Here is a 17,902-nt window from a genome sequence, read left to right as displayed (position 1 = left end):
CACTTATTTAGAGAAACTGGCAGTAGGAGGAAAGTTTTTGATTAAAAAATATACTTGTAAAAATGGTGTAAGAATAGTTATGGAGAATATACCAACTGTAAGATCGGTTGCGATTGGTATTTGGATCCATGCGGGATCAAGAAATGAAAATGAAAAAAATAACGGGATTTCTCACTTTTTAGAGCATATGTTCTTTAAAGGGACAGAAACACGTAGTGCACGAGAGATTGCAGAATCATTTGATAGCATTGGTGGTCAAGTGAATGCATTTACTTCAAAAGAATATACATGTTACTATGCAAAAGTATTAGATGAGCATGCTAAATATGCTTTAGATGTTTTAGCAGACATGTTCTTTAATTCAACATTTGATGAGGAAGAACTGAAAAAAGAGAAGAATGTCGTATGTGAAGAAATTAAAATGTACGAAGATGCTCCAGATGATATTGTGCATGATATGTTAACGAAAGCAACATATGAAACGCATCCACTTGGATATCCTATTTTAGGAACAGAAGAAACGCTTAATACGTTTACAGGTGATACGTTACGTCAATATATAAAAGATCATTACACACCTGAAAATGTAGTTGTATCAATCGCAGGAAATATTGATGAAGCATTTTTACAAACAGTGGAGCAATATTTCGGTAGTTATGAAGGAACAACAAACCGTGAACAAGTACATAGCCCAATTTTCCATTTCAATAAGGTAGCCCGTAAAAAAGAAACGGAACAAGCTCATTTATGTCTAGGATATAAAGGCTTACAAATGGGACACGAAGATATTTATAACTTAATTGTATTAAATAATGTTTTAGGCGGTAGCATGAGTAGCCGTTTATTCCAAGAAGTACGTGAGCAACGTGGATTAGCTTACTCAGTATTTTCTTACCACTCTTCTTATGAAGATACAGGCATGTTAACACTTTACGGTGGAACAGGTAGCCAACAATTAGATACATTGTATGAAACAATGCAAGAAACATTAGAGACATTGAAAAATACAGGTATTACAGAAAAAGAGCTTATGAATAGTAAAGAGCAATTAAAAGGAAACTTAATGTTAAGTTTAGAAAGTACAAATAGCCGTATGAGCCGTAACGGTAAAAATGAATTGCTTCTTCGTAAACATCGTTCACTTGATGAGATTATTGAAAGTGTAAACACTGTAACAAAAGAAAATGTGGACGGATTAATTCGCAATATGTTTACTGACGAGTTCTCTGCGGCACTTATTAGTCCAGACGGAAAACTTCCAAAAGGAATAAAACTATAATCAATTTTTACGATGTATAAAAAATAACCTTCTCTCTTTTTAAATGAGAGAAGGTTATTTTTTTTATACATATAGAATAGGTACTAATTATAGACAATGCAAATGAAAAATTCATTAGGGGAGTGGAGTGTGTATGCGATTAAGTGAATTAAGTGGTAAAGAGGTTGTAGATATAGAAAAAGCGGAAAAAATGGGAGTCTTAGGTTATATGGATTTAGAGATTAATGAGAAAGACGGGCAAATACAAACACTTATAATACCTGTAGGGAAGTGGGGAGGTTTTAAAAAGGAACCACAAGAAGTAAGGGTGGCATGGAGTCAAATAAAGAAAGTCGGACACGTGCTCCTTTGTGATAGTATAGATCGTTCAAATTCGGAGTGAAGGATGGCCATTTTGGTCATCTTTTTTTGTATCTACATAGAAACCTGATAAATCATATGTGCATTTGGATTTTCAATCACCATAAACTCGTACATTACATATGATGTGGAGGAAAAAGAAAAAGTAGGCACTTTTCTTATAAATGACAGAAAAAGAAGGTGAATTAGGGAATGTTGACTGAGATGCATATTGCTGTCATAGGAGGAGATGCAAGACAGCTAGAAGTAATTCGTAAGCTAGTTGAATTGGATGCGAAACTTTCTTTGATAGGTTTTGATCAGTTAGATCATGGTTTCACAGGGGCAGCAAAAGAAAGTATACAAAATTTAGATTTCACTTCTGTAGACGCAATTATTTTGCCGGTTGCCGGTACAAATGCCAAAGGAGAAGTAGATACTATTTTTTCAAATGAAAAAGTTTCAATAACGAAAGAACAAATTGAAAATACACCAGAACACTTTACTATATATTCAGGTATTGGTACACCTTACTTGGAAAATCTCGTATCTACTACGAACCGAAAACTTGTTAAATTATTTGATCGTGATGATGTAGCAATATACAATTCTATTCCAACGGTAGAAGGTACATTAATGATGGTAATTCAACATACCGACTATACAATTCATGGGTCCAATGTAATGGTTCTAGGATTTGGTAGAACAGGAATGAGTGTTGCGAGAGCATTTCAATCATTAGGAGCCCATGTCAAAGTTGGAGCAAGACGATCTGAACATATTGCACGTATTACAGAAATGATGTTTTCTCCTTTTCATATGCAAGACATAGAGAAAGAAGTAGGAAATATCGATATTGTAATTAATACGATTCCGCACCTCGTTGTAACAGCGAATGTTATTGCAAAAATGCCAGCTCATACGTTAGTGATTGATTTAGCTTCTAAACCAGGCGGTACCGACTTTAGATATGCAGAAAAAAGAGGAGTCAAAGCATTGCTAGCACCTGGATTACCAGGTATTGTTGCCCCAAAAACGGCTGGGCAAATCTTAGCAAATGTTCTTTCTCAGTTATTAGCAGCAGATGCAATCGCAAAGGAGGAGGAAAAGAAATGAGTTTGAAGGGGAAACGAATTGGTTTCGGATTTACAGGTTCACATTGTACGTATGAGGAAGTTATGCCGCACTTAGAAAAATTAATTGCTGAAGGAGCAGAAGTACGTCCTGTTGTTTCATACACTGTTCAATCAACAAATACTAGATTTGGAGAAGGAGCAGAGTGGATTAAGAAGATTGAAGAAATAACAGGTTTTAAAGCAATTAATTCAATTGTTGGAGCAGAGCCACTTGGACCTAAAATTCCATTAGACTGCATGGTAATCGCTCCTTTAACAGGAAATTCTATGAGTAAATTTGCAAATGCAATGACAGACTCTCCAGTACTAATGGCAGCAAAAGCGACGCTAAGAAATGGCAAGCCTGTCGTATTGGCAGTTTCGACGAATGATGCTTTAGGATTAAATGGGGTAAATCTAATTACACCAACAAGGTGACGACAAAGCATAAACGCTTATATGTCGCCATCTTGAGGGAGCTTAGGGTAAAGCACAAGTTCGAAATCATCGAGCCTTTGCCACTTTTCCTTTTTATAAACAGCTTTTTCTAAAACCGACTTTAGGAGGCTGTTTTTCTTTTTGGGATCATTTGTTTTAAAGTATAGATCAATAACATGCTCCACTTGAGGTATTGTATCTTTCTTGACTTTTTCCTTCTTAATTTCGGTTTTAATTTCTTTCTTTAAGTTTTCCATAGTGGAAGTAATTTCAGTTATACGGTCAGAAACTACATTCGAGCGTTCTAAAAACATATCGACTGTGTAAACGCCACGTTCTAATAAATCATGTAAATTATTTTTTTGTTTTTGGACATCCACTAATTCTTTTTCAAGCTTGCGTAATGCAGCTTCATTCATTTGAATGACTTGTGTTTCTTTTAATTTGTCATCTTGCTTATGTTTTTCAAAATCAGCTTTATAATTGATGTACCATTCTTTTAATGCCTCGAGTAAACGCTTCTCAATTAATTCAGTATAACTTGATTTGTTTTCACAGCCACGGTGTTTACAATCCATCGTTTCTTTTCGGTTCTTTGGATAACGTTGGACCATGCTATAACCACATTTACTACATTTAATAATGCCAGCTAGAGGGTTTTTAATTCCGTTCGTATTGTAAGGAACGTGATATCTTGAGTTTAATTTTTCTTGTACTTGTTCAAATAAACTTTCAGGTATGATTGGCTCGTGCTTACCATCAGCAATAATCCAATCTGATTTATCTTGTCTTGCACAACTTCTTTTTACAGCATCAGGACGTTTTACTTCTTTTCGTTTTTGCCACGTTACTTTTCCGATGTACACATTGTTCTTTAATATATCTAAGATGCTGTAGGGGTTCCATTCATTACCTAGCTTACTTTTGTAGCCAAGATCATTTAATTTGCTCCTAATTGCATTTGCGCCCATATCCTCATTTGCATACCAATCAAATATCATTCTAACGACAGAAGCTTCTTCTGAATTAATTGTTAAAGTACGTTCTCGCTTATTTAAACGGTGGATATCATAACCATAAGGCGCATGGGTACCGAGATAATTACCAGCCTCTACACTGGCGACACGACCTCGTTGCATACGTCGTGTAATAATCTTTAACTCCTTACGAGCCATAAACGCTTCAAATTCGCTGTATTCTTCATCCCACTCATCATTAAGGTCATAAGTCTTCCTAGGTGTCATAATCTTCGTATTAGAGCGTTTAAACGTCTCTAAAATGATTCCTTGTTCTTTCATACCACCACGACCTAAACGGTCCATGTCCATACAAAGAACAACATCATATTTGTTATCTTCAATTTCTTCGAGCAGTGCTAACATCTCAGGACGTTTCACTAAGCTCTCACCAGAAACGATTTCCTCACGGACAGATAAAACATTTAGGTTCATTTCCTTGGCAATTTTCAGCAGGGTAGTGCGGTGCTTTGCTAATGTTTCGCCTTCGCCACGTGCTTCAGCTTCGAGATCGGCGCGGGATTTTCTTAAGTAGATTGCAGTTTTCATAGTGGGAACCTCCTTCGTAATAGTCATTATATAAAATAGAGTGAAGATAAAGAAATAATTAAAATAAAAGCCCTCATAAAGTGGGCTTTTAGAATAGTATTAATTGTAATAAGAAAATAGTTTACAATTAATTTGTTTGTTAATACTATGGTATAAAAGGAGTGTGATTTTATGTTGTCTAAAAAGCTCCAAAAATTACTGGCCAATGAAACAAATCATATCTTGGACAGTATGAATGAATTTCGAAAAAATCATGAGCGTATCTCCAATAGTATCGGTGAATCTAAAAAAAGAATGGATGAAAAATCAAAAAAACGAAGGCTTATTCAAAATAAATAGCAACAGGTGATACTACTATATCCTCAGCTGTCAGTATATCAAATGTACCTAATACACCGAGAGGTAACCCTAAAATTGAATTAAAGACGCTATGAGGGTTTTGTGACGTTATATTTGAAAAATCAGGTATCTTGGCCTCGTCATAAGAAATTTTTCTAGTAATCTTTCCGATTAGGGTTGCTTTAACTGATGGATTATTTTGTCCATACTTAAAAGTTAACTCGTCAATGCTTTCGCGTAGAAAACTTTGTTTTAATGGAATAAAGATTTTGCCCATTTTCAAAAATGCGCTAGCTGGCACAGTTTGATTAATATACTCTAGCATGAGTTTGATTTGTCTAATTGGCGATGATTGTGCTTCTTGGATTTTTTCGAATTGTTCATTTATTAATTTAATGGCGGCTTTCTTTTGAGCAGGTTTCATATTACGTTCATTTTCTATTTCTTGTATACTTTTATCTTTTTGTTCTTTAAAGTTTAATTGTGAAATTTCAAGAAATTTTTCTCCTACTATTTTTTCGATAACTTCGAAATTCATTGCTGTAAAGCTTGAAGTTGTTTTGATATATGTACCTGGCGATAAAGTAGGAGTCGAGAAAGAATTTTCTATTACTTCGATTAAGCCCTTTTCTTCAAAATATTTTTCAAAATCATTTAATGCATTATCATGTAATTGGGTAGAAATGATTTCTTTTCCAGCTTCTAAATCAGCAATTGTAAAAGATTCGGAATGATTTTCACCTGGAGCTAGGCGTAATGTAGCTTTAGCGGATGGCGATTTAATAACAAATGGAATGTCAAATTTTCCAGTATCCCCTTGAACTTCAAAATATCCTCTTGCTTGTGCACCTTTACTTTCTTGATGCGTTTCTGTTCTTTGTTCTTGTAGCTCGGTACTTTTTGATGTAATAAGCCCGTCATTTGTTTGTGCAATAAATGAATGTAAAAAATCTTTGTCTAAATATATTAATTCCTTCATAGTATCATTTCCCCTTTTAATAAATGTAGTTGTACTTTTATTAAATATCGTCTTCATCGGGTTGTTCTTTTATAAATTCTAAATATACTTTTGAAGAGTAGTCACAAACATAAAAGACTTTATCTTTAGAACGATATTTATCATATAATAATGCTCTACCGTCATTTAGCATATATGAATGAATTAAGTCTAATTCTTTTATATATTCTTCGGTAACGATTCTACATAAAACTTGATTGTTTTTTTTAGGTGTAGTTTTATAAAAAACATGGGTTGCTAGAAAAGTAACTAATAGCGGAAAAATAATAATGACGGGTAAAAAGCTCCAAGCTTTGTTTTGTATAATCATTGAAGTACCAAGACCGTAAAATATTGATGAACTAAGCAAAGTCAATATTGTTAATGATTTAAGAATAGTAGTTTTATGAGGCCATTTCATAAGAAAAATAAGAGTAGTAATTAAGGATAGATAAAATAAAAGAATATCTATATCTATGATGTTAGCTATGAGGTTGTGAACTTCCTCTTTGTTACCATCTATTTTTATTATGTTTAATCCACCAGTTAAGTAAAAAGCTATGGTAGGAGCTAAAAAAAATACTGTTACTAAGATTGTGAATTGAATAACATTATTACTAAAATTTAGCTTTAATTGATCAATTTTTGTTTCAAATAAATGTTCAACTTCGGTACGGTGTATAAATTTAAAGAATGCCATTAGAATTAAAGTAAGCAAAGGTACAAGTACTGTAATAAATTTCATAATGTCTGACAAAGTAAAATATCCCCCTTTAACTATTGACTTTATTTATATGTTTTTAATAGTGCAAATCCTCCAGGGACCCCATGAATTTCCGAAACTTCTTGAATAGATAAACGAGTATCTTCATAAGCACAAATCATTTCATCGGTAAGTAATAACTCTACAGCAAATGTATTTGCTTCAATTTCTAAGCGATCCACCGAAAAAAATGTTTGGTTACGTAAGAAGGGGGTGTTTGCTTTAGGGTGAAGTACAGCATGCCCTAATTCATGTGCACAAACAAATCGTTGTATGGTTTCGTCAATTCTATTATTAATATGAATGAATTTAAAGCGTTTATAAGTGTTGTAAAAACCAAGAGTATTCCCAAGGTCTTCAAACAACACTATAATATTTTTTCGTTTAGCAATTTCAAACGGATTTGTTGTGCCGTGTTTTTTTACGATTTTCAGTACGTAGTCTTTAATTTCCATTTCTCGCTCCGTTCAATCTTTTTTATACTTGTTTGGAGTGAATTTTTGTTTTGCTAATTGTTTTGCCATGCGCATAGAGTTTTCTAGAGAAATGCGAATCATTTCTTTTGTGTGTTCGTCTATTGGTTCTCCGTCAAACATTAACGCTTCATCGCTGTTCTCTAGCTCTTCTAAGGTTTTTTCTAAATCACGTGCGATATCACGTTCTTCCTTAATTGATAATTTAGATGGATTCTTAGATACCATTTCTTTTGTTTGTGTTCTATCTAACAGATAATCTGTTGATACCTCAAAAAAGTCTGCAATTTTCTTTAAAGTATCATAATCTGGTTCACGCTGACCTTGCTCATAATTAGCTAATTTGCCTCTTGAAAAGCCCAAACGATCAGCAAGTTCATATTGACTTAGTTTTTGTTTCTTTCTAAGTTCTGAAATCTTTTTTCCAAGCATAAATTCTTCCTTCTTTCTAAATAAGAATAGGCGCTTTTTATTAATTATAGAAACGTTTAGTTTCTAAATCCACAAAGGAAACAAAAAGTTTCTAATAAATATTGACAGAAACGATTTGTTTCTTTATATTGGAGTTACAAGGAAACGAAATGTTTCTTTTGGGGGTGGTATATTGAATAAAAAAAGAAATAAAATGATTGCATTTAGAAGTAATCAATCAAGAATAGTCGTAGCAAGGCATTTGAAAATTACGCCTCAAATGCTAGGGGCAATTGAACGTGGTGATAGAACACCTTCATTAGAATTAGCTAAAAGAATAGCTGATTTTTATAAAACAACAATTGATGATCTTTTTTTTAGTTAAAAAGGAAACGAAATGTTTCTGGGGGTGAGAAAATGCCAACAACTAACATGGCAGTACCAACAAATTCGGCGCATAAACATATAAAAAGCACTTCAAGAGGTGACACCATGAGCCAACAAGAAGAATATGCGGCGACTTATGAATTTGGAAAAACGAAAGTCCATGTTGTGGCTCCTGAGCCAAAATCACAAAAGGATATCGATAAAATCCGTCAAGCATATTACAAGGCTGGTTGGGCCATCATCAAAGAGATACAAGTAAAAGAAAACGTTGAGGAATAGTTCCTCTCTTTTTATACGAAAAGTAGACAAGTTACATATGTACTAAGTTCATTGTAACCATTTGAAAACTAAATATGGAGGCGAACAGATATGGGAACAAGCATATACTGCAATTCAGCGATAGGGGAATTATTACAGAATGCTAGAGAATGTTGTGACAATGTTCAGCTGAAAACGAAGAAAGGGCTATCTAAGTACCTTGGTATTACACATGAAAGATTAACCCGTATTGAATCTGGACTTTCTAAACCAGAATTTGAACTTGCGATGGATTGGTGCCATGCAACAGGGGCAAAGTTGAATCAACAAGCAATCAAACATATTTATGGTGTTGGGTTACCGCCTACAGATCCACGCTTAACTCAAGATGTTAATTTACAACTGATGAACTACATTAAACAGGCTGAAGAGGGGATTGCGGCAGCAAAGGAAATCATGAACTTACAAGTTACAACAAGGTCATGGAAGCATGATGAAAAAAAGAAACATGAATACGCAGTTCATGCAAAAGAAATCTTCGATACAATCCAAGCTACTCAATGTGTAGTACAAGCTCTTGAGCAAGTTCATTTTGGCATTATGGAACAAATACAAAGAAGTTGGTTGCAAAAGGCTATAGCGGAGAACGTTATTATTCAATCGGTGGATAGCTTAATGAATTTAACAAAGGTGCTTTAAGGGAGGAAGGAAAATGACAGTAGATTATAAGAAACCGAGCCTAAGAGAATACAAGGAATTAATTCGATATGATGCAAAACTAACTGGTGAAATTAAAATAGCAGAATTACTTAATGAGGATTCAAAAACAGTTGAGTTAAAGCAAGAGAAGAAATTGTTGGGGATTCGAATCAAAATTATTGAAGCATCATTTATTTTGAAACATAAATGGGCAAATAAAAAAGCTACCGCCTAGACAACAGTAGCTCTGAAAAATATCGTAAAGCAATTATAACATTATATAAATCATTTGGACAAGCCGCTGTGCTTGTCGTTATGTCCAGAAAGGGATTGTTTCTCCCCATACCTCTACAATATTCCTTTCTGGTTGTAACGATGCGTACAGCATCCATAAAAGAAGAAATGAGGTGTAGATGATGGAAACGAAAAAGAAGGCTCCTGAAATAGATTGTCAGGATAGGAGAAATGAATTAATAAACAATTTATTTATACAAGGGAGAATATCTTTAAAAGAATCTAGAACGTTAATAGGGCTAGAGCCAATTGAAGACCCTAGCCATGAGAGATTATTTAAAAAGTTGAATGTAATATCCAACTAGTTGTCCAGGTTCTTTCAAACGCGATAATGGTTCAACTTCCATGCCTAGAGATTTGCAAGCAACTGGTATTAATTTAAGAAACTCTTCTTCCGAAATCTCGTATTCAAAGATAGTCAGTAGACAGTGGCGAAGTTCCATAGAAGTTATTTTATTAAAACTGCCGCCTAAGAAAAGCATACTGTACTTTTGCATTGTTGATTTTAAATCTGATTCAGAATCGATTGCTAAAGAAGATTCCCTTAACTCTTTAAGAACGTCAATAATTTTTTCTAACTTATCCATTTTATCACCTTCCTTTCAAGGAAGATTATACCAAAATAATAGGTTTTTAGATATTTTTATTAACTAGACAAGCACTGTGCTTGTCGTTATGACCAGAAAGGGATTGTTCCTCCCTTACCCCTACAAAACTCCTTTCTGGTTGTAACGATGCGTACAGCATTAATTTAAATAGAAAGGAGATGTAATTCATGAACGATAGAAACAATCGTCTTCATGATCTAGTTCTTCCTGGAGATTTTTCATTTGCGAATAAACTTCGTAACTGTATGAGTGAATGTATTCATAACATGTTTAATGCAGAATCAACCGAAGAATCAAATCACTGGGAAGAAGAGCTGGAGCGATGTATAAGGGAATTTAAAATGCTTCGTGATACAAAAGAGGAACATGAGGCATCGATGAGTTATCGTGTAGTAATTAAAGATTTAAGAGCAAGAGGAGTTAACGCTTCGTTAGTAACACGTAGAAAATAAAAAGATCTATCACTTGGCAGAGTGATAGACAAACGGTCTTGCAAAAGATCTTAGGATTAATTATATCAAATTAGCATTCGTATAACAACGGAGTGTGCTACATGCTTTTAGACAAATCGTTACATAGAGTGTTGCTGAACCCTAAAGTGTTTCAACAAGCAACATCAGAGCAACACCTAATTTACTTAATAAAACAATATCTCAAAATAGGATACAAGAATTATCGCTTATTACGTGTAGAGGACGGATTCGCGATATGTAAACGGGAGGATGAATAATATGGCAGTTTATAGACCAGTACACGTTTCATTTTGGCAGGATTCATTTGTTTTAGATCTTACGCCGGAGGAGAAGTATTTCTACTTATATTTGATGACAAACAGTAAGACGTCTCAATCAGGAATCTATGAGCTTCCACTTCGTATCATTGAAACTGATACAGGATATAACCGTGAAACTGTTATGAAGCTATTAGAACGTTTTGCTGAATACGGAAAAATTAATTACAACCAAAAAACAAAAGAATTGTTCTTAATCAACTGGTTGAAATTCAATCCAATTAAAAATGTAAACATTGAAAAGTGTGTTTTAAAAGAAATTCAATCTGTGAAGGATCAGGATTTTTTAGTTGATTTCTATGAAACTTGCTTGCAATTAGAACGAGAACAAGATTTTAAAATCCCTCGTATTAAGGAGTATTTATCAGTCCGTTTGGAGGGGCTTATAAGGGGCTTCCAAGACCCTAGCAAGGAAGAAGAAAAAGAAAAAGAAGAAGAAAAAGAACAACAACAAGAAGAACGCGCAGGCGCGGAAGAAGTTGTTGAGGTTAATCCAATTTCTTTTTACGAACAAAACTTCGGACTGATTACACCTTTTATTGCAGATGGTATTCATGCTTGGATAGATGATTTAAATGCAGAGCTAGTTATTAAGGCTATGGAGATTGCTTTAGAGAAGAATACGAGAAACATGTCTTACGTAAATACGATTTTAAGAGATTGGCACCTTAAAGGCTTTAAAACAGTAACTGATGTTGAGACAGCTGATAAAGCATTTCGTGCTCAGCGATTAACAAAAGCGCAACAACAGACACAAGCTCCTTATCAACAAAAAGGTTTATCGGAATCTACTAAAAACGTAATACAGCAGCAACAAGCATGGGAGCAGAACATTCCAACAGAAGAAGAACTTGCAGTACTTAACCAACAGAATGTGTGGTTGGCCAAATGAGTAACGATATGATTCGTAATGTAGAAGCTGAACAAAGTGTTTTAGGTAGCATTATCCAAGAAGGCGATTTAATTAAAGATTGTCAGCTAAAGGTAAAACAGTTCTCTTCACCAACGCATCAAGTGATTTTCAAGGCGATGAGAGAATTAGAGGATGCTGAGGTTCCGATAGATCTTGTTGCTCTCATTGGAAAATTTGATGAAAGCTTTATGCATCAAATTGGCGGAATCGAATTCTTTGTAAACCTGACAGAAGTTGTTACGACTACTAAAAATTTCTCGTATCACGAAGGCTTAGTTATCGAAGCTTGGAAAATGCGACATGCTCAAGAGGTTGCTGGTAACTTATATAACCGCCTTCAGCAAGATAGGGATATGAGTGCTATTAGTACATCAATTGATGAATTAAGCGCCATTGAAGAAACGGGTTACTCAGATGAATTTAACTTGAAAGATACGCTTGTTGATTTGTATAAGAACATGCAAATTGATGTAGGAGATTTAACCGGTATACCAACTGGTTATGACGACTTGAACAGAATGACAGCAGGGTTACAAGAAGGTGATTTAATCATTGTCGGTGCCCGTCCTTCAATGGGGAAAACAGCATTTGTATTAAACGTTGCTTTTCATGCAGCAAGTGCTCATACAGCAACAGGAATCTTCTCGCTCGAGATGGGGGAGGAGCAGCTACTTAAGAGGATGATTTCAAGTACTGGAAATATTGATGCTACCAAATTAAAGAATCCTAAGAAGTTATGTAATTTAAAGGATTGGGAAAAAATTAGTCAAGCGATGGGATTAATTAATGATTTGCCATTAGAAATTTACGATAAAGCAAATGTAACGATGCAAGAGATTTATGCAAAGGCTAGGAAATTAAAGCGTAAGTACCCTGATAAAAAGGTTTTAATTGCAATTGATTATTTGCAGCTTATCCTAGGGGACCCAAAGCATAGAGGAAACCGAATGCAAGAAATCGGTGAGATTAGTCGTAAGTTAAAACTGATGGCAAGAGAATTAAATGTATGTGTAGTTGCATTATCACAGTTAAGCCGTGCTGTAGAAAGCAGGCAAGATAAGAGACCATTGCTATCAGATTTACGTGAGAATGGTCAAATTGAGCAAGATGCGGATTTAATCGCATTCTTATACCGTGAAGATTACTATGACCGCGAGACAGAAAATAAAAACATAACAGAAATTATTTTAGCAAAACAGCGAAATGGCCCAGTTGGTGTTGTTGAACTAGCATTCATTAAAGAATTTAGTAAGTTTGTAAATTTAGAGAGAAAGTTCAATCATCAACAGGAGGCTTAATCATGTTGTTACGTCAGGAAGTAGAACGTAGAAAACTAATAATCATTCGTAAATTATTGGGGTTAGGATTAACTGAAATTAACGGACAAACATTAGATCAACTGACGTTAACGCAGCTTGAAGGAATTTTAATTGCAAGTTTGCAGGTATTGGAGGGGAAAAACAATGCCAAAGCAATTAACAATTTTTGACGTGGAGCCAGTTGTATCATTTGATCCTAAGAAAGCTCATATTCACCGTTTGAATTCAAAATTACGGTATGCAGATGTGGTTGTGCAAATACCACGCCAAGCCAAAGCGATTGATGAATTAAAAGCAACGACAGCACCTGATGAACGTTACGAATTATTTGAGGATTATACAATTGGGATTTGGCGTTATAAGCGAGTGGAGGATAAAGAATTTGTGTGGGAAGAGGCTGAAGAAATATGTAAGAGAGCAAGGGATAACAAAGAGCCGATTCCAATACGGCTTCATTTATCTTTTGAACAATCATTTGTTCCAGAAAATGTTGTGCAGTATTTATAAGCAAATAAAAAAGTCGAGATTGCTCCCGACATAATTATTCGACAAAGTAATTATAACATAATTGGGAGTGGTAGTGATGGCAATTATTAGTGAAAATATTGTGGAGATGAAAGCTGAAATCTCTTTAAATGAAAATATGGTTTATGTTGTAAAAGATGGACAGGTTCATCCTATTAAACCACCAATAAGTGGTCATGGTGAACAATCCTTTGTATATAGAAATGGGAAAGTAATGCGCATGGATGAACGGAAAACGCAGTTGATATAATAAATTCATTAAAATATGGAAAATTAATTTGTGGATATCATAGGAAAAGAAGATGCCAAATTTGGTATCTTCTTTTTATCTCTAATTGAATTATTCATACGTTATAAAGAGGATAAGGAATAACTATTATCTATATGATGGAGTGAAAGTTAGATTATAAATCTGTTTTTCTTTATATTGAAATTTAATGCTTTATTGGTTAGAATTTTATTGGTTTCAATATTAGAATTGTGAGGTTTTTCGTAATGAAAAAATTATATTTAGTTACATTTTTTTTAGCAATAGGATGGATGATATTGTACGTTTTTACAGGTTTTTTTCAAATGTATATAGGTAAATTGACGGAGTATACTTTAGTGGTACTGACTCTGCTTTTAAAACTTTTAGCGAGTATATTCATAGCGAGATTTTCTCGTTATATAGGGAAAAGTATGAGTGGGAAAATTTTAAAAAAGAAAAAAATGACATTAGTTGACTGGACTAGTTATACACAGGATATAGATGGTGAAATACAAGCCATACTTGGCCGTTCTAGGGCAACATCAAATATTGTTGTTAATTTGGAAAATATAAAGTATCAAATAGGTTTGTATTTTCAAAAAGATATAAAAAAATTGAAAAATTTTAAAGCATATTTGAATGTGGTGGAAAAAGACAATACGTTTATTGCATTACAAACATTTATATTTGCTATAATCTCATCTGGTTTTGTTAGTATAATAACAACTGGTAAAGTTAAAGAAATTACTAAAAATTATGTTATACCTATTTCTGAGGGGAAGATTTTGGGAACCTTTTACTATGCATCTGGTTCTGTTTTTTTATGGTTCTTTATTATGATTATAGTCGCGTATATGATGAGTTATACTGATAAAACTAGAATCAGGATAATGCAAGAGGTTATCGATATATATATTGATGAACTGGAAGAGGAAAAGAAGGAAGTAAAAGGAAGATAACAAAATAAACCTTTTCTAATAAAAAAATTACTAAAATATGAGGAAATGCTATAATAATACCAATTACATATTTAGTCCTACTGGAAGAACCAGCGGACAACAAACTAAAGAGCATTAATGATATTGCTCTTTAGTTTGTTGTCCGCTTTTTGTATTTGTATAAAAAAGAGACAAGGAGTGCGGTAAATATGACGCAATTAACTTTTTTACCTAAAATCGATCGTAAAGCAACGCAGGCTCGTTTAGAAGAGATTCTTGAAAATGTTCGTATTTATAGACAATTTGGGATGATTAGACATGAGATGAAGGTTACAGCATCTAGTGAGGTAAGATATCACGGTCCAACAAATATAGTTGGGAAGCCAGCTGAAGATATTGCTTTAGCAAATATTGCTATGAGTGAAAGGGAAGTGAAACTACAACGTTTATCTTTTCAAATTGATAAGGCATTAAGTCGTTTTAGTAAAAACCAAAGAGATATTATTGTAAAACGATATTTAGAAGATGAAGAGGTTTTTGATTACATGGTTTATAACGAAATTGGTATGAGTGAGCGTACGTATAGACGAAATAAATCTAATGCTTTTTATAAACTAGCTTTTGCTCTTAGATTAGAAGTATATGAGGCAGAAGAAGCTGGAGGTAATGAATAATGAATTTTGTTCAACCAATACGTGATCCAGAGCAAATACAGCAGTTAAAGGAGTATTTTAAGGGAAAGAGCTTACGTAATTACATTCTCTTCATTATGGGTATTAATACAGGCCTCAGAATCTCAGATATTTTGAAATTGAAAGTAGGGGATGTTAAAGGCAGTCATATATCTATGCGGGAAAAGAAAACGGGGAAACAGAAACGAATACAAATTACTGCCGCACTGAAAAGAGAACTTAAATGGTTTATTATAGAAAGAGAAGACAATGAGTATTTATTGCAAAGCAGACAAGGTAAGAATCGTCCAATTGGTCGTAGCATGGCATATAAGATATTAAGCGGAGCGGCGGCAGAGTTCGGATTAGATGAAATAGGAACACATACGTTAAGAAAAACATACGGGTATCACATGTACATGCAAACAAAAAACATAGCATTACTCATGGAGATATTCAATCACTCGTCAGAGAAGGTCACGTTACGTTATATAGGTGTTAACCAAGATGCAATGGATAAAGCAATGACTAGGTTTAAAATCTAATCATTGCTTATTCCTTTTTTAGTCTAGGGGTATCGTAGCATTTTGGTAAAAAACTACGCTAAGAGTATGCAAGATTTTATACAGTTCCAGTAACAAACAAGAACCCTAAAACCGCGCTAGGATAGGGATGTATAAAAAAATGCATAGATCCATAGAACAAAAAAAGAAGGTTCCTTGGTGAGAGTGTAGTTTCCTCCTTTTCATTGTTGCCGATAATAGGACGTTATGTTAACCAGACATGTATAGAATATACAACCAAAATCAAACAACATATCAGTTCTTTTAAATGGTAAAATAGGAAAAAAGGAGGTTCTAAATAATGCCTTTAGAAAACTCTATGTATTACATAGGAGTTATTATTATTTTAGTAATCATCGGTGCAATGTTTGGCGGGATTATACGTATAATTCGACATACCAGCAATCGCAAAAAGCAAGATCCAGTTGAGCAAAAGTTAGATAGGATTATTCAACTGTTAGAAAAACAAAACAAAGATTGACCTTGCCTCCAAACAGAAGTGATTTGCTATAAAAATCATTAATAGGAGCTAAAACATGAATTTTGCAGAGAAAGAAATTAAGAAAACCAAACAAAAAGTGTTAATTATATTATTTTGTATAGCTGGTTTGTTCGTATACGGAGTGTATTGGGCATTCTTCAGTATGGATCGACTACCTACAGGTGAAAAGATTGCTGAAAAACAATCTCCTGACGGAACATATACATTTAAAGCTTATGTAACAAATGGCGGAGCAACAACAAGTTTTGCTGTTAGGGGAGAGTTAGTATTTAATCATCGTGAATATTTCAAGACAAAGAATGTATATTGGAATTACCGAGAAGATACAGCAAAGATTGTATGGAAAGACAATGATACAGTAATCATTAATGGACATACGTTAAATGTTCCTGAGGATACATACGATTTCAGAAACGAATAACTGTAGACTTATAGATACATTGACTACCGTTAACGAAAATTATGTAAATAAGCTGTCCACATGGGCAGCTTATTTTATTTTTCCGCATAGCATAGGTTATTTTGCAAAATGCTGGTGTTATCCCTATACAGTTACTCATAATTTTCGTACTGTGTAACTCAAAAGAGAAAGTGAAATGAAATCAATGATACCAAGGGATTCAGCGAAGGGGTCAGTTACACACAATATAAGATATGGGTATGTCCTTCTAATAGCTTCATAATATAGGTAAACTATTAGAATAAATATAAGGAGGAATAAAATGAATAATATTATAGATGTATGGGGAAAATTAGAGACTACAGTCAAAACAATTGTTCCTGGTTTAGAAGAAACAATAGGAATTGCAATGGAATATGCGCCTTATATCGGTGGAGTTTTGCGAGTTAGAAAGCTTAATCGCATGGAAACAAGGATACAAGAACATCAAGAGCAACTTAATACAATTTCTGTCTTATGTGGGTATTCAAAATTATCAAGAGAATATATAAATGAAAAAATTGCACCAATTGTTTTTTCTGATATTTTAGAAGAACATGAAGATGCAAAGATTAATCTTATATTAAACGGATTCCAGAATGTATTTCTTGATGAAAAAAACAATGAAAGCATGATAATTAATTATTTGGATACATTAAGAGAGCTAAGGTACGAGGATATAAAAAGATTGTTTTATTTAGTGGGACGTATAGAAGCTTATCCTCTACGTGAGTTTGATAGTGAGGAATATGCACATTTAAGGTAAATGGATATGAAGTTGGAGAAAATGGGTTTAATTTTTATACAAAAACGCGTGGGGGAATTTAGTGGTGAAGAATACGAAATCCACAGAGATAAAGTGAAGATTAGTAAGTATGGAAGTAGATTTTTAGAATTCATATGTGAAAAAGAAGAACAAAATATATTGGCAGAGTCGTGACCGCTTTTTGGCAGTAAATGTGCCGGTTGTTTTGGAAATAACGTGATATATTTGTATTGTGAGTAGTGGCGGGAAACATTGCTCATA

At 33.9% G+C, this 17,902-nt stretch carries 26 protein-coding genes and 1 pseudogene; 21 read left to right on the top strand and 6 right to left on the bottom strand.

Annotated features, from left to right (window positions below; all coding sequences use genetic code 11):
* Window positions 1-37 precede the first annotated feature (37 nt).
* The 4 genes and pseudogenes from GD442_RS18285 to dpaB all read left to right on the top strand — a co-directional run.
* Entirely contained in the window at window positions 38-1,279 is a 1,242-nt protein-coding gene (locus GD442_RS18285) for a M16 family metallopeptidase (protein ID WP_000592996.1), read from the top strand.
* A gap of 133 nt (window positions 1,280-1,412) precedes the next feature.
* Window positions 1,413-1,661, top strand: coding sequence for a YlmC/YmxH family sporulation protein (locus tag GD442_RS18280; protein WP_017656595.1), 249 nt, complete (start codon window positions 1,413-1,415; stop codon window positions 1,659-1,661).
* Window positions 1,662-1,831: 170 nt separating this feature from the next.
* Window positions 1,832-2,734, top strand: a complete 903-nt coding sequence (gene dpaA / locus GD442_RS18275; RefSeq protein ID WP_000954735.1) for a dipicolinic acid synthetase subunit A — start codon at window positions 1,832-1,834, stop codon at window positions 2,732-2,734.
* Window positions 2,731-3,156, top strand: a pseudogene (gene dpaB, locus GD442_RS18270) (dipicolinate synthase subunit B); the annotation flags it as partial. The gene dpaA and the pseudogene dpaB, both read left to right, overlap by 4 nt.
* A gap of 32 nt (window positions 3,157-3,188) precedes the next feature.
* On the opposite strand, the gene GD442_RS18265 reads toward dpaB, so the two are convergent.
* Window positions 3,189-4,736, bottom strand: a complete 1,548-nt coding sequence (locus tag GD442_RS18265) for a recombinase family protein (protein ID WP_086407756.1) — start codon at window positions 4,734-4,736, stop codon at window positions 3,189-3,191.
* A gap of 171 nt (window positions 4,737-4,907) precedes the next feature.
* Here GD442_RS18265 and GD442_RS27830 point away from each other — a divergent pair, with 171 nt between their 5' ends.
* The gene (locus GD442_RS27830; RefSeq protein WP_176234565.1) at window positions 4,908-5,075 is read left to right on the top strand and encodes a hypothetical protein; all 168 of its coding nucleotides are present in this window, start codon (window positions 4,908-4,910) and stop codon (window positions 5,073-5,075) included.
* Here the strand turns inward: GD442_RS27830 and GD442_RS18260 are convergent.
* From GD442_RS18260 to GD442_RS18245, 4 genes are read right to left on the bottom strand one after another with little or no spacing between them, the layout of a single operon-like run.
* The gene (locus GD442_RS18260; protein WP_086407755.1) at window positions 5,059-6,054 is read right to left on the bottom strand and encodes a DUF6414 family protein; all 996 of its coding nucleotides are present in this window, start codon (window positions 6,052-6,054) and stop codon (window positions 5,059-5,061) included. The two genes, GD442_RS27830 and GD442_RS18260, sit on opposite strands and share 17 nt — an antisense overlap.
* Window positions 6,055-6,094: 40 nt before the next feature.
* On the bottom strand, window positions 6,095-6,829 hold the full coding sequence (locus GD442_RS18255; protein ID WP_159365139.1) for a hypothetical protein: 735 nt from the start codon (window positions 6,827-6,829) through the stop codon (window positions 6,095-6,097).
* Window positions 6,830-6,858: 29 nt separating this feature from the next.
* Window positions 6,859-7,290 carry an ImmA/IrrE family metallo-endopeptidase gene (locus tag GD442_RS18250; protein ID WP_086407753.1) on the bottom strand — a complete coding sequence of 144 codons (432 nt, stop codon included), beginning with the start codon at window positions 7,288-7,290 and terminating at the stop codon, window positions 6,859-6,861.
* A gap of 12 nt (window positions 7,291-7,302) precedes the next feature.
* Window positions 7,303-7,740, bottom strand: a complete 438-nt coding sequence (locus tag GD442_RS18245) for a helix-turn-helix domain-containing protein (RefSeq protein ID WP_086407752.1) — start codon at window positions 7,738-7,740, stop codon at window positions 7,303-7,305.
* Between the two features lie 172 nt (window positions 7,741-7,912).
* Here GD442_RS18245 and GD442_RS18240 point away from each other — a divergent pair, with 172 nt between their 5' ends.
* The 4 genes from GD442_RS18240 to GD442_RS18225 all read left to right on the top strand — a co-directional run bounded on the left by GD442_RS18240 (window position 7,913) and on the right by GD442_RS18225 (window position 9,298).
* Window positions 7,913-8,104, top strand: coding sequence for a helix-turn-helix transcriptional regulator (locus GD442_RS18240; RefSeq protein ID WP_086407751.1), 192 nt, complete (start codon window positions 7,913-7,915; stop codon window positions 8,102-8,104).
* A 32-nt stretch (window positions 8,105-8,136) separates the two neighbouring features.
* Window positions 8,137-8,385 (top strand): hypothetical protein, encoded by a 249-nt coding sequence (locus GD442_RS18235; RefSeq protein WP_086407750.1) that lies wholly within the window; start codon window positions 8,137-8,139, stop codon window positions 8,383-8,385.
* Window positions 8,386-8,475: 90 nt separating this feature from the next.
* Window positions 8,476-9,063 (top strand): sporulation sigma factor-processing peptidase, encoded by a 588-nt coding sequence (locus GD442_RS18230; RefSeq protein ID WP_086407749.1) that lies wholly within the window; start codon window positions 8,476-8,478, stop codon window positions 9,061-9,063.
* 13 nt (window positions 9,064-9,076) lie between these two features.
* Complete coding sequence (locus GD442_RS18225) at window positions 9,077-9,298, top strand: hypothetical protein (RefSeq protein ID WP_000215316.1); 222 nt, start codon at window positions 9,077-9,079, stop codon at window positions 9,296-9,298.
* Between the two features lie 331 nt (window positions 9,299-9,629).
* On the opposite strand, the gene GD442_RS18220 is transcribed toward GD442_RS18225, so the two are convergent.
* Window positions 9,630-9,944 (bottom strand): hypothetical protein, encoded by a 315-nt coding sequence (locus tag GD442_RS18220; protein ID WP_086407747.1) that lies wholly within the window; start codon window positions 9,942-9,944, stop codon window positions 9,630-9,632.
* Window positions 9,945-10,132: 188 nt separating this feature from the next.
* On the opposite strand from GD442_RS18220, the gene GD442_RS18215 reads away from it, so the two are divergent.
* The 12 genes from GD442_RS18215 (at window position 10,133) to GD442_RS18160 (ending at window position 17,641) form a co-directional block, all read left to right on the top strand.
* Window positions 10,133-10,417, top strand: a complete 285-nt coding sequence (locus tag GD442_RS18215; protein WP_086407746.1) for a hypothetical protein — start codon at window positions 10,133-10,135, stop codon at window positions 10,415-10,417.
* A gap of 279 nt (window positions 10,418-10,696) precedes the next feature.
* Entirely contained in the window at window positions 10,697-11,647 is a 951-nt protein-coding gene (locus GD442_RS18210) for a DnaD domain-containing protein (RefSeq protein ID WP_086407745.1), read from the top strand.
* A complete protein-coding gene (gene dnaB, locus GD442_RS18205) occupies window positions 11,644-12,966 on the top strand; it encodes a replicative DNA helicase (RefSeq protein ID WP_086407744.1) in 1,323 nt (440 codons plus the stop codon). Before GD442_RS18210 ends, dnaB begins: the two co-directional genes overlap by 4 nt.
* A gap of 2 nt (window positions 12,967-12,968) precedes the next feature.
* Window positions 12,969-13,157, top strand: a complete 189-nt coding sequence (locus GD442_RS18200) for a hypothetical protein (protein ID WP_001991829.1) — start codon at window positions 12,969-12,971, stop codon at window positions 13,155-13,157.
* A complete protein-coding gene (locus tag GD442_RS18195) occupies window positions 13,132-13,494 on the top strand; it encodes a cell division protein SepF (RefSeq protein ID WP_086407743.1) in 363 nt (120 codons plus the stop codon). The genes GD442_RS18200 and GD442_RS18195 overlap by 26 nt, the downstream gene beginning before the upstream one ends.
* 76 nt (window positions 13,495-13,570) lie before the next feature.
* Window positions 13,571-13,762, top strand: coding sequence for a DUF3954 domain-containing protein (locus GD442_RS18190; RefSeq protein WP_086407742.1), 192 nt, complete (start codon window positions 13,571-13,573; stop codon window positions 13,760-13,762).
* Window positions 13,763-14,007: 245 nt separating this feature from the next.
* Window positions 14,008-14,721 carry a hypothetical protein gene (locus tag GD442_RS18185; protein ID WP_098446947.1) on the top strand — a complete coding sequence of 238 codons (714 nt, stop codon included), beginning with the start codon at window positions 14,008-14,010 and terminating at the stop codon, window positions 14,719-14,721.
* A 188-nt stretch (window positions 14,722-14,909) separates the two neighbouring features.
* A complete protein-coding gene (locus GD442_RS18180) occupies window positions 14,910-15,374 on the top strand; it encodes an ArpU family phage packaging/lysis transcriptional regulator (protein ID WP_086407741.1) in 465 nt (154 codons plus the stop codon).
* Window positions 15,374-15,916, top strand: coding sequence for a site-specific integrase (locus tag GD442_RS18175; RefSeq protein WP_086407740.1), 543 nt, complete (start codon window positions 15,374-15,376; stop codon window positions 15,914-15,916). Before GD442_RS18180 ends, GD442_RS18175 begins: the two co-directional genes overlap by 1 nt.
* Window positions 15,917-16,235: 319 nt before the next feature.
* Window positions 16,236-16,415, top strand: coding sequence for a DUF4083 family protein (locus GD442_RS18170; protein ID WP_086407739.1), 180 nt, complete (start codon window positions 16,236-16,238; stop codon window positions 16,413-16,415).
* A 55-nt stretch (window positions 16,416-16,470) separates the two neighbouring features.
* A complete protein-coding gene (locus GD442_RS18165; RefSeq protein ID WP_065705712.1) occupies window positions 16,471-16,857 on the top strand; it encodes a DUF5412 domain-containing protein in 387 nt (128 codons plus the stop codon).
* A 301-nt stretch (window positions 16,858-17,158) separates the two neighbouring features.
* Window positions 17,159-17,641, top strand: coding sequence for a hypothetical protein (locus GD442_RS18160; protein ID WP_086407738.1), 483 nt, complete (start codon window positions 17,159-17,161; stop codon window positions 17,639-17,641).
* The last annotated feature ends 261 nt before the right edge of the window (window positions 17,642-17,902 follow it).

This window comes from Bacillus sp. A260, from assembly GCF_009861435.1.
Lineage (GTDB): Bacteria > Bacillota > Bacilli > Bacillales > Bacillaceae_G > Bacillus_A > Bacillus_A cereus.
This window is presented reverse-complemented; position numbering and strand designations above follow the sequence as displayed.

Bases quoted from the DNA above. Each gene is read 5' to 3' on its own strand.
- GD442_RS18175 (WP_086407740.1), top strand. From the start codon at position 15,374: ATGAATTTTGTTCAACCAATACGTGATCCAGAGCAAATACAGCAGTTA.
- GD442_RS18250 (WP_086407753.1), bottom strand. From the start codon at position 7,290: ATGGAAATTAAAGACTACGTACTGAAAATCGTAAAAAAACACGGCACA.
- GD442_RS18180 (WP_086407741.1), top strand. From the start codon at position 14,910: ATGACGCAATTAACTTTTTTACCTAAAATCGATCGTAAAGCAACGCAG.
- GD442_RS18245 (WP_086407752.1), bottom strand. From the start codon at position 7,740: ATGCTTGGAAAAAAGATTTCAGAACTTAGAAAGAAACAAAAACTAAGT.
- GD442_RS27830 (WP_176234565.1), top strand. From the start codon at position 4,908: ATGTTGTCTAAAAAGCTCCAAAAATTACTGGCCAATGAAACAAATCAT.
- GD442_RS18215 (WP_086407746.1), top strand. From the start codon at position 10,133: ATGAACGATAGAAACAATCGTCTTCATGATCTAGTTCTTCCTGGAGAT.
- GD442_RS18195 (WP_086407743.1), top strand. From the start codon at position 13,132: ATGCCAAAGCAATTAACAATTTTTGACGTGGAGCCAGTTGTATCATTT.
- GD442_RS18170 (WP_086407739.1), top strand. From the start codon at position 16,236: ATGCCTTTAGAAAACTCTATGTATTACATAGGAGTTATTATTATTTTA.
- GD442_RS18185 (WP_098446947.1), top strand. From the start codon at position 14,008: ATGAAAAAATTATATTTAGTTACATTTTTTTTAGCAATAGGATGGATG.
- GD442_RS18265 (WP_086407756.1), bottom strand. From the start codon at position 4,736: ATGAAAACTGCAATCTACTTAAGAAAATCCCGCGCCGATCTCGAAGCT.
- GD442_RS18260 (WP_086407755.1), bottom strand. From the start codon at position 6,054: ATGAAGGAATTAATATATTTAGACAAAGATTTTTTACATTCATTTATT.
- GD442_RS18220 (WP_086407747.1), bottom strand. From the start codon at position 9,944: ATGGATAAGTTAGAAAAAATTATTGACGTTCTTAAAGAGTTAAGGGAA.
- GD442_RS18225 (WP_000215316.1), top strand. From the start codon at position 9,077: ATGACAGTAGATTATAAGAAACCGAGCCTAAGAGAATACAAGGAATTA.
- dpaA (WP_000954735.1), top strand. From the start codon at position 1,832: ATGTTGACTGAGATGCATATTGCTGTCATAGGAGGAGATGCAAGACAG.
- GD442_RS18210 (WP_086407745.1), top strand. From the start codon at position 10,697: ATGGCAGTTTATAGACCAGTACACGTTTCATTTTGGCAGGATTCATTT.
- GD442_RS18165 (WP_065705712.1), top strand. From the start codon at position 16,471: ATGAATTTTGCAGAGAAAGAAATTAAGAAAACCAAACAAAAAGTGTTA.
- GD442_RS18235 (WP_086407750.1), top strand. From the start codon at position 8,137: ATGCCAACAACTAACATGGCAGTACCAACAAATTCGGCGCATAAACAT.
- GD442_RS18230 (WP_086407749.1), top strand. From the start codon at position 8,476: ATGGGAACAAGCATATACTGCAATTCAGCGATAGGGGAATTATTACAG.
- dnaB (WP_086407744.1), top strand. From the start codon at position 11,644: ATGAGTAACGATATGATTCGTAATGTAGAAGCTGAACAAAGTGTTTTA.
- GD442_RS18190 (WP_086407742.1), top strand. From the start codon at position 13,571: ATGGCAATTATTAGTGAAAATATTGTGGAGATGAAAGCTGAAATCTCT.
- GD442_RS18280 (WP_017656595.1), top strand. From the start codon at position 1,413: ATGCGATTAAGTGAATTAAGTGGTAAAGAGGTTGTAGATATAGAAAAA.
- GD442_RS18160 (WP_086407738.1), top strand. From the start codon at position 17,159: ATGAATAATATTATAGATGTATGGGGAAAATTAGAGACTACAGTCAAA.
- GD442_RS18200 (WP_001991829.1), top strand. From the start codon at position 12,969: ATGTTGTTACGTCAGGAAGTAGAACGTAGAAAACTAATAATCATTCGT.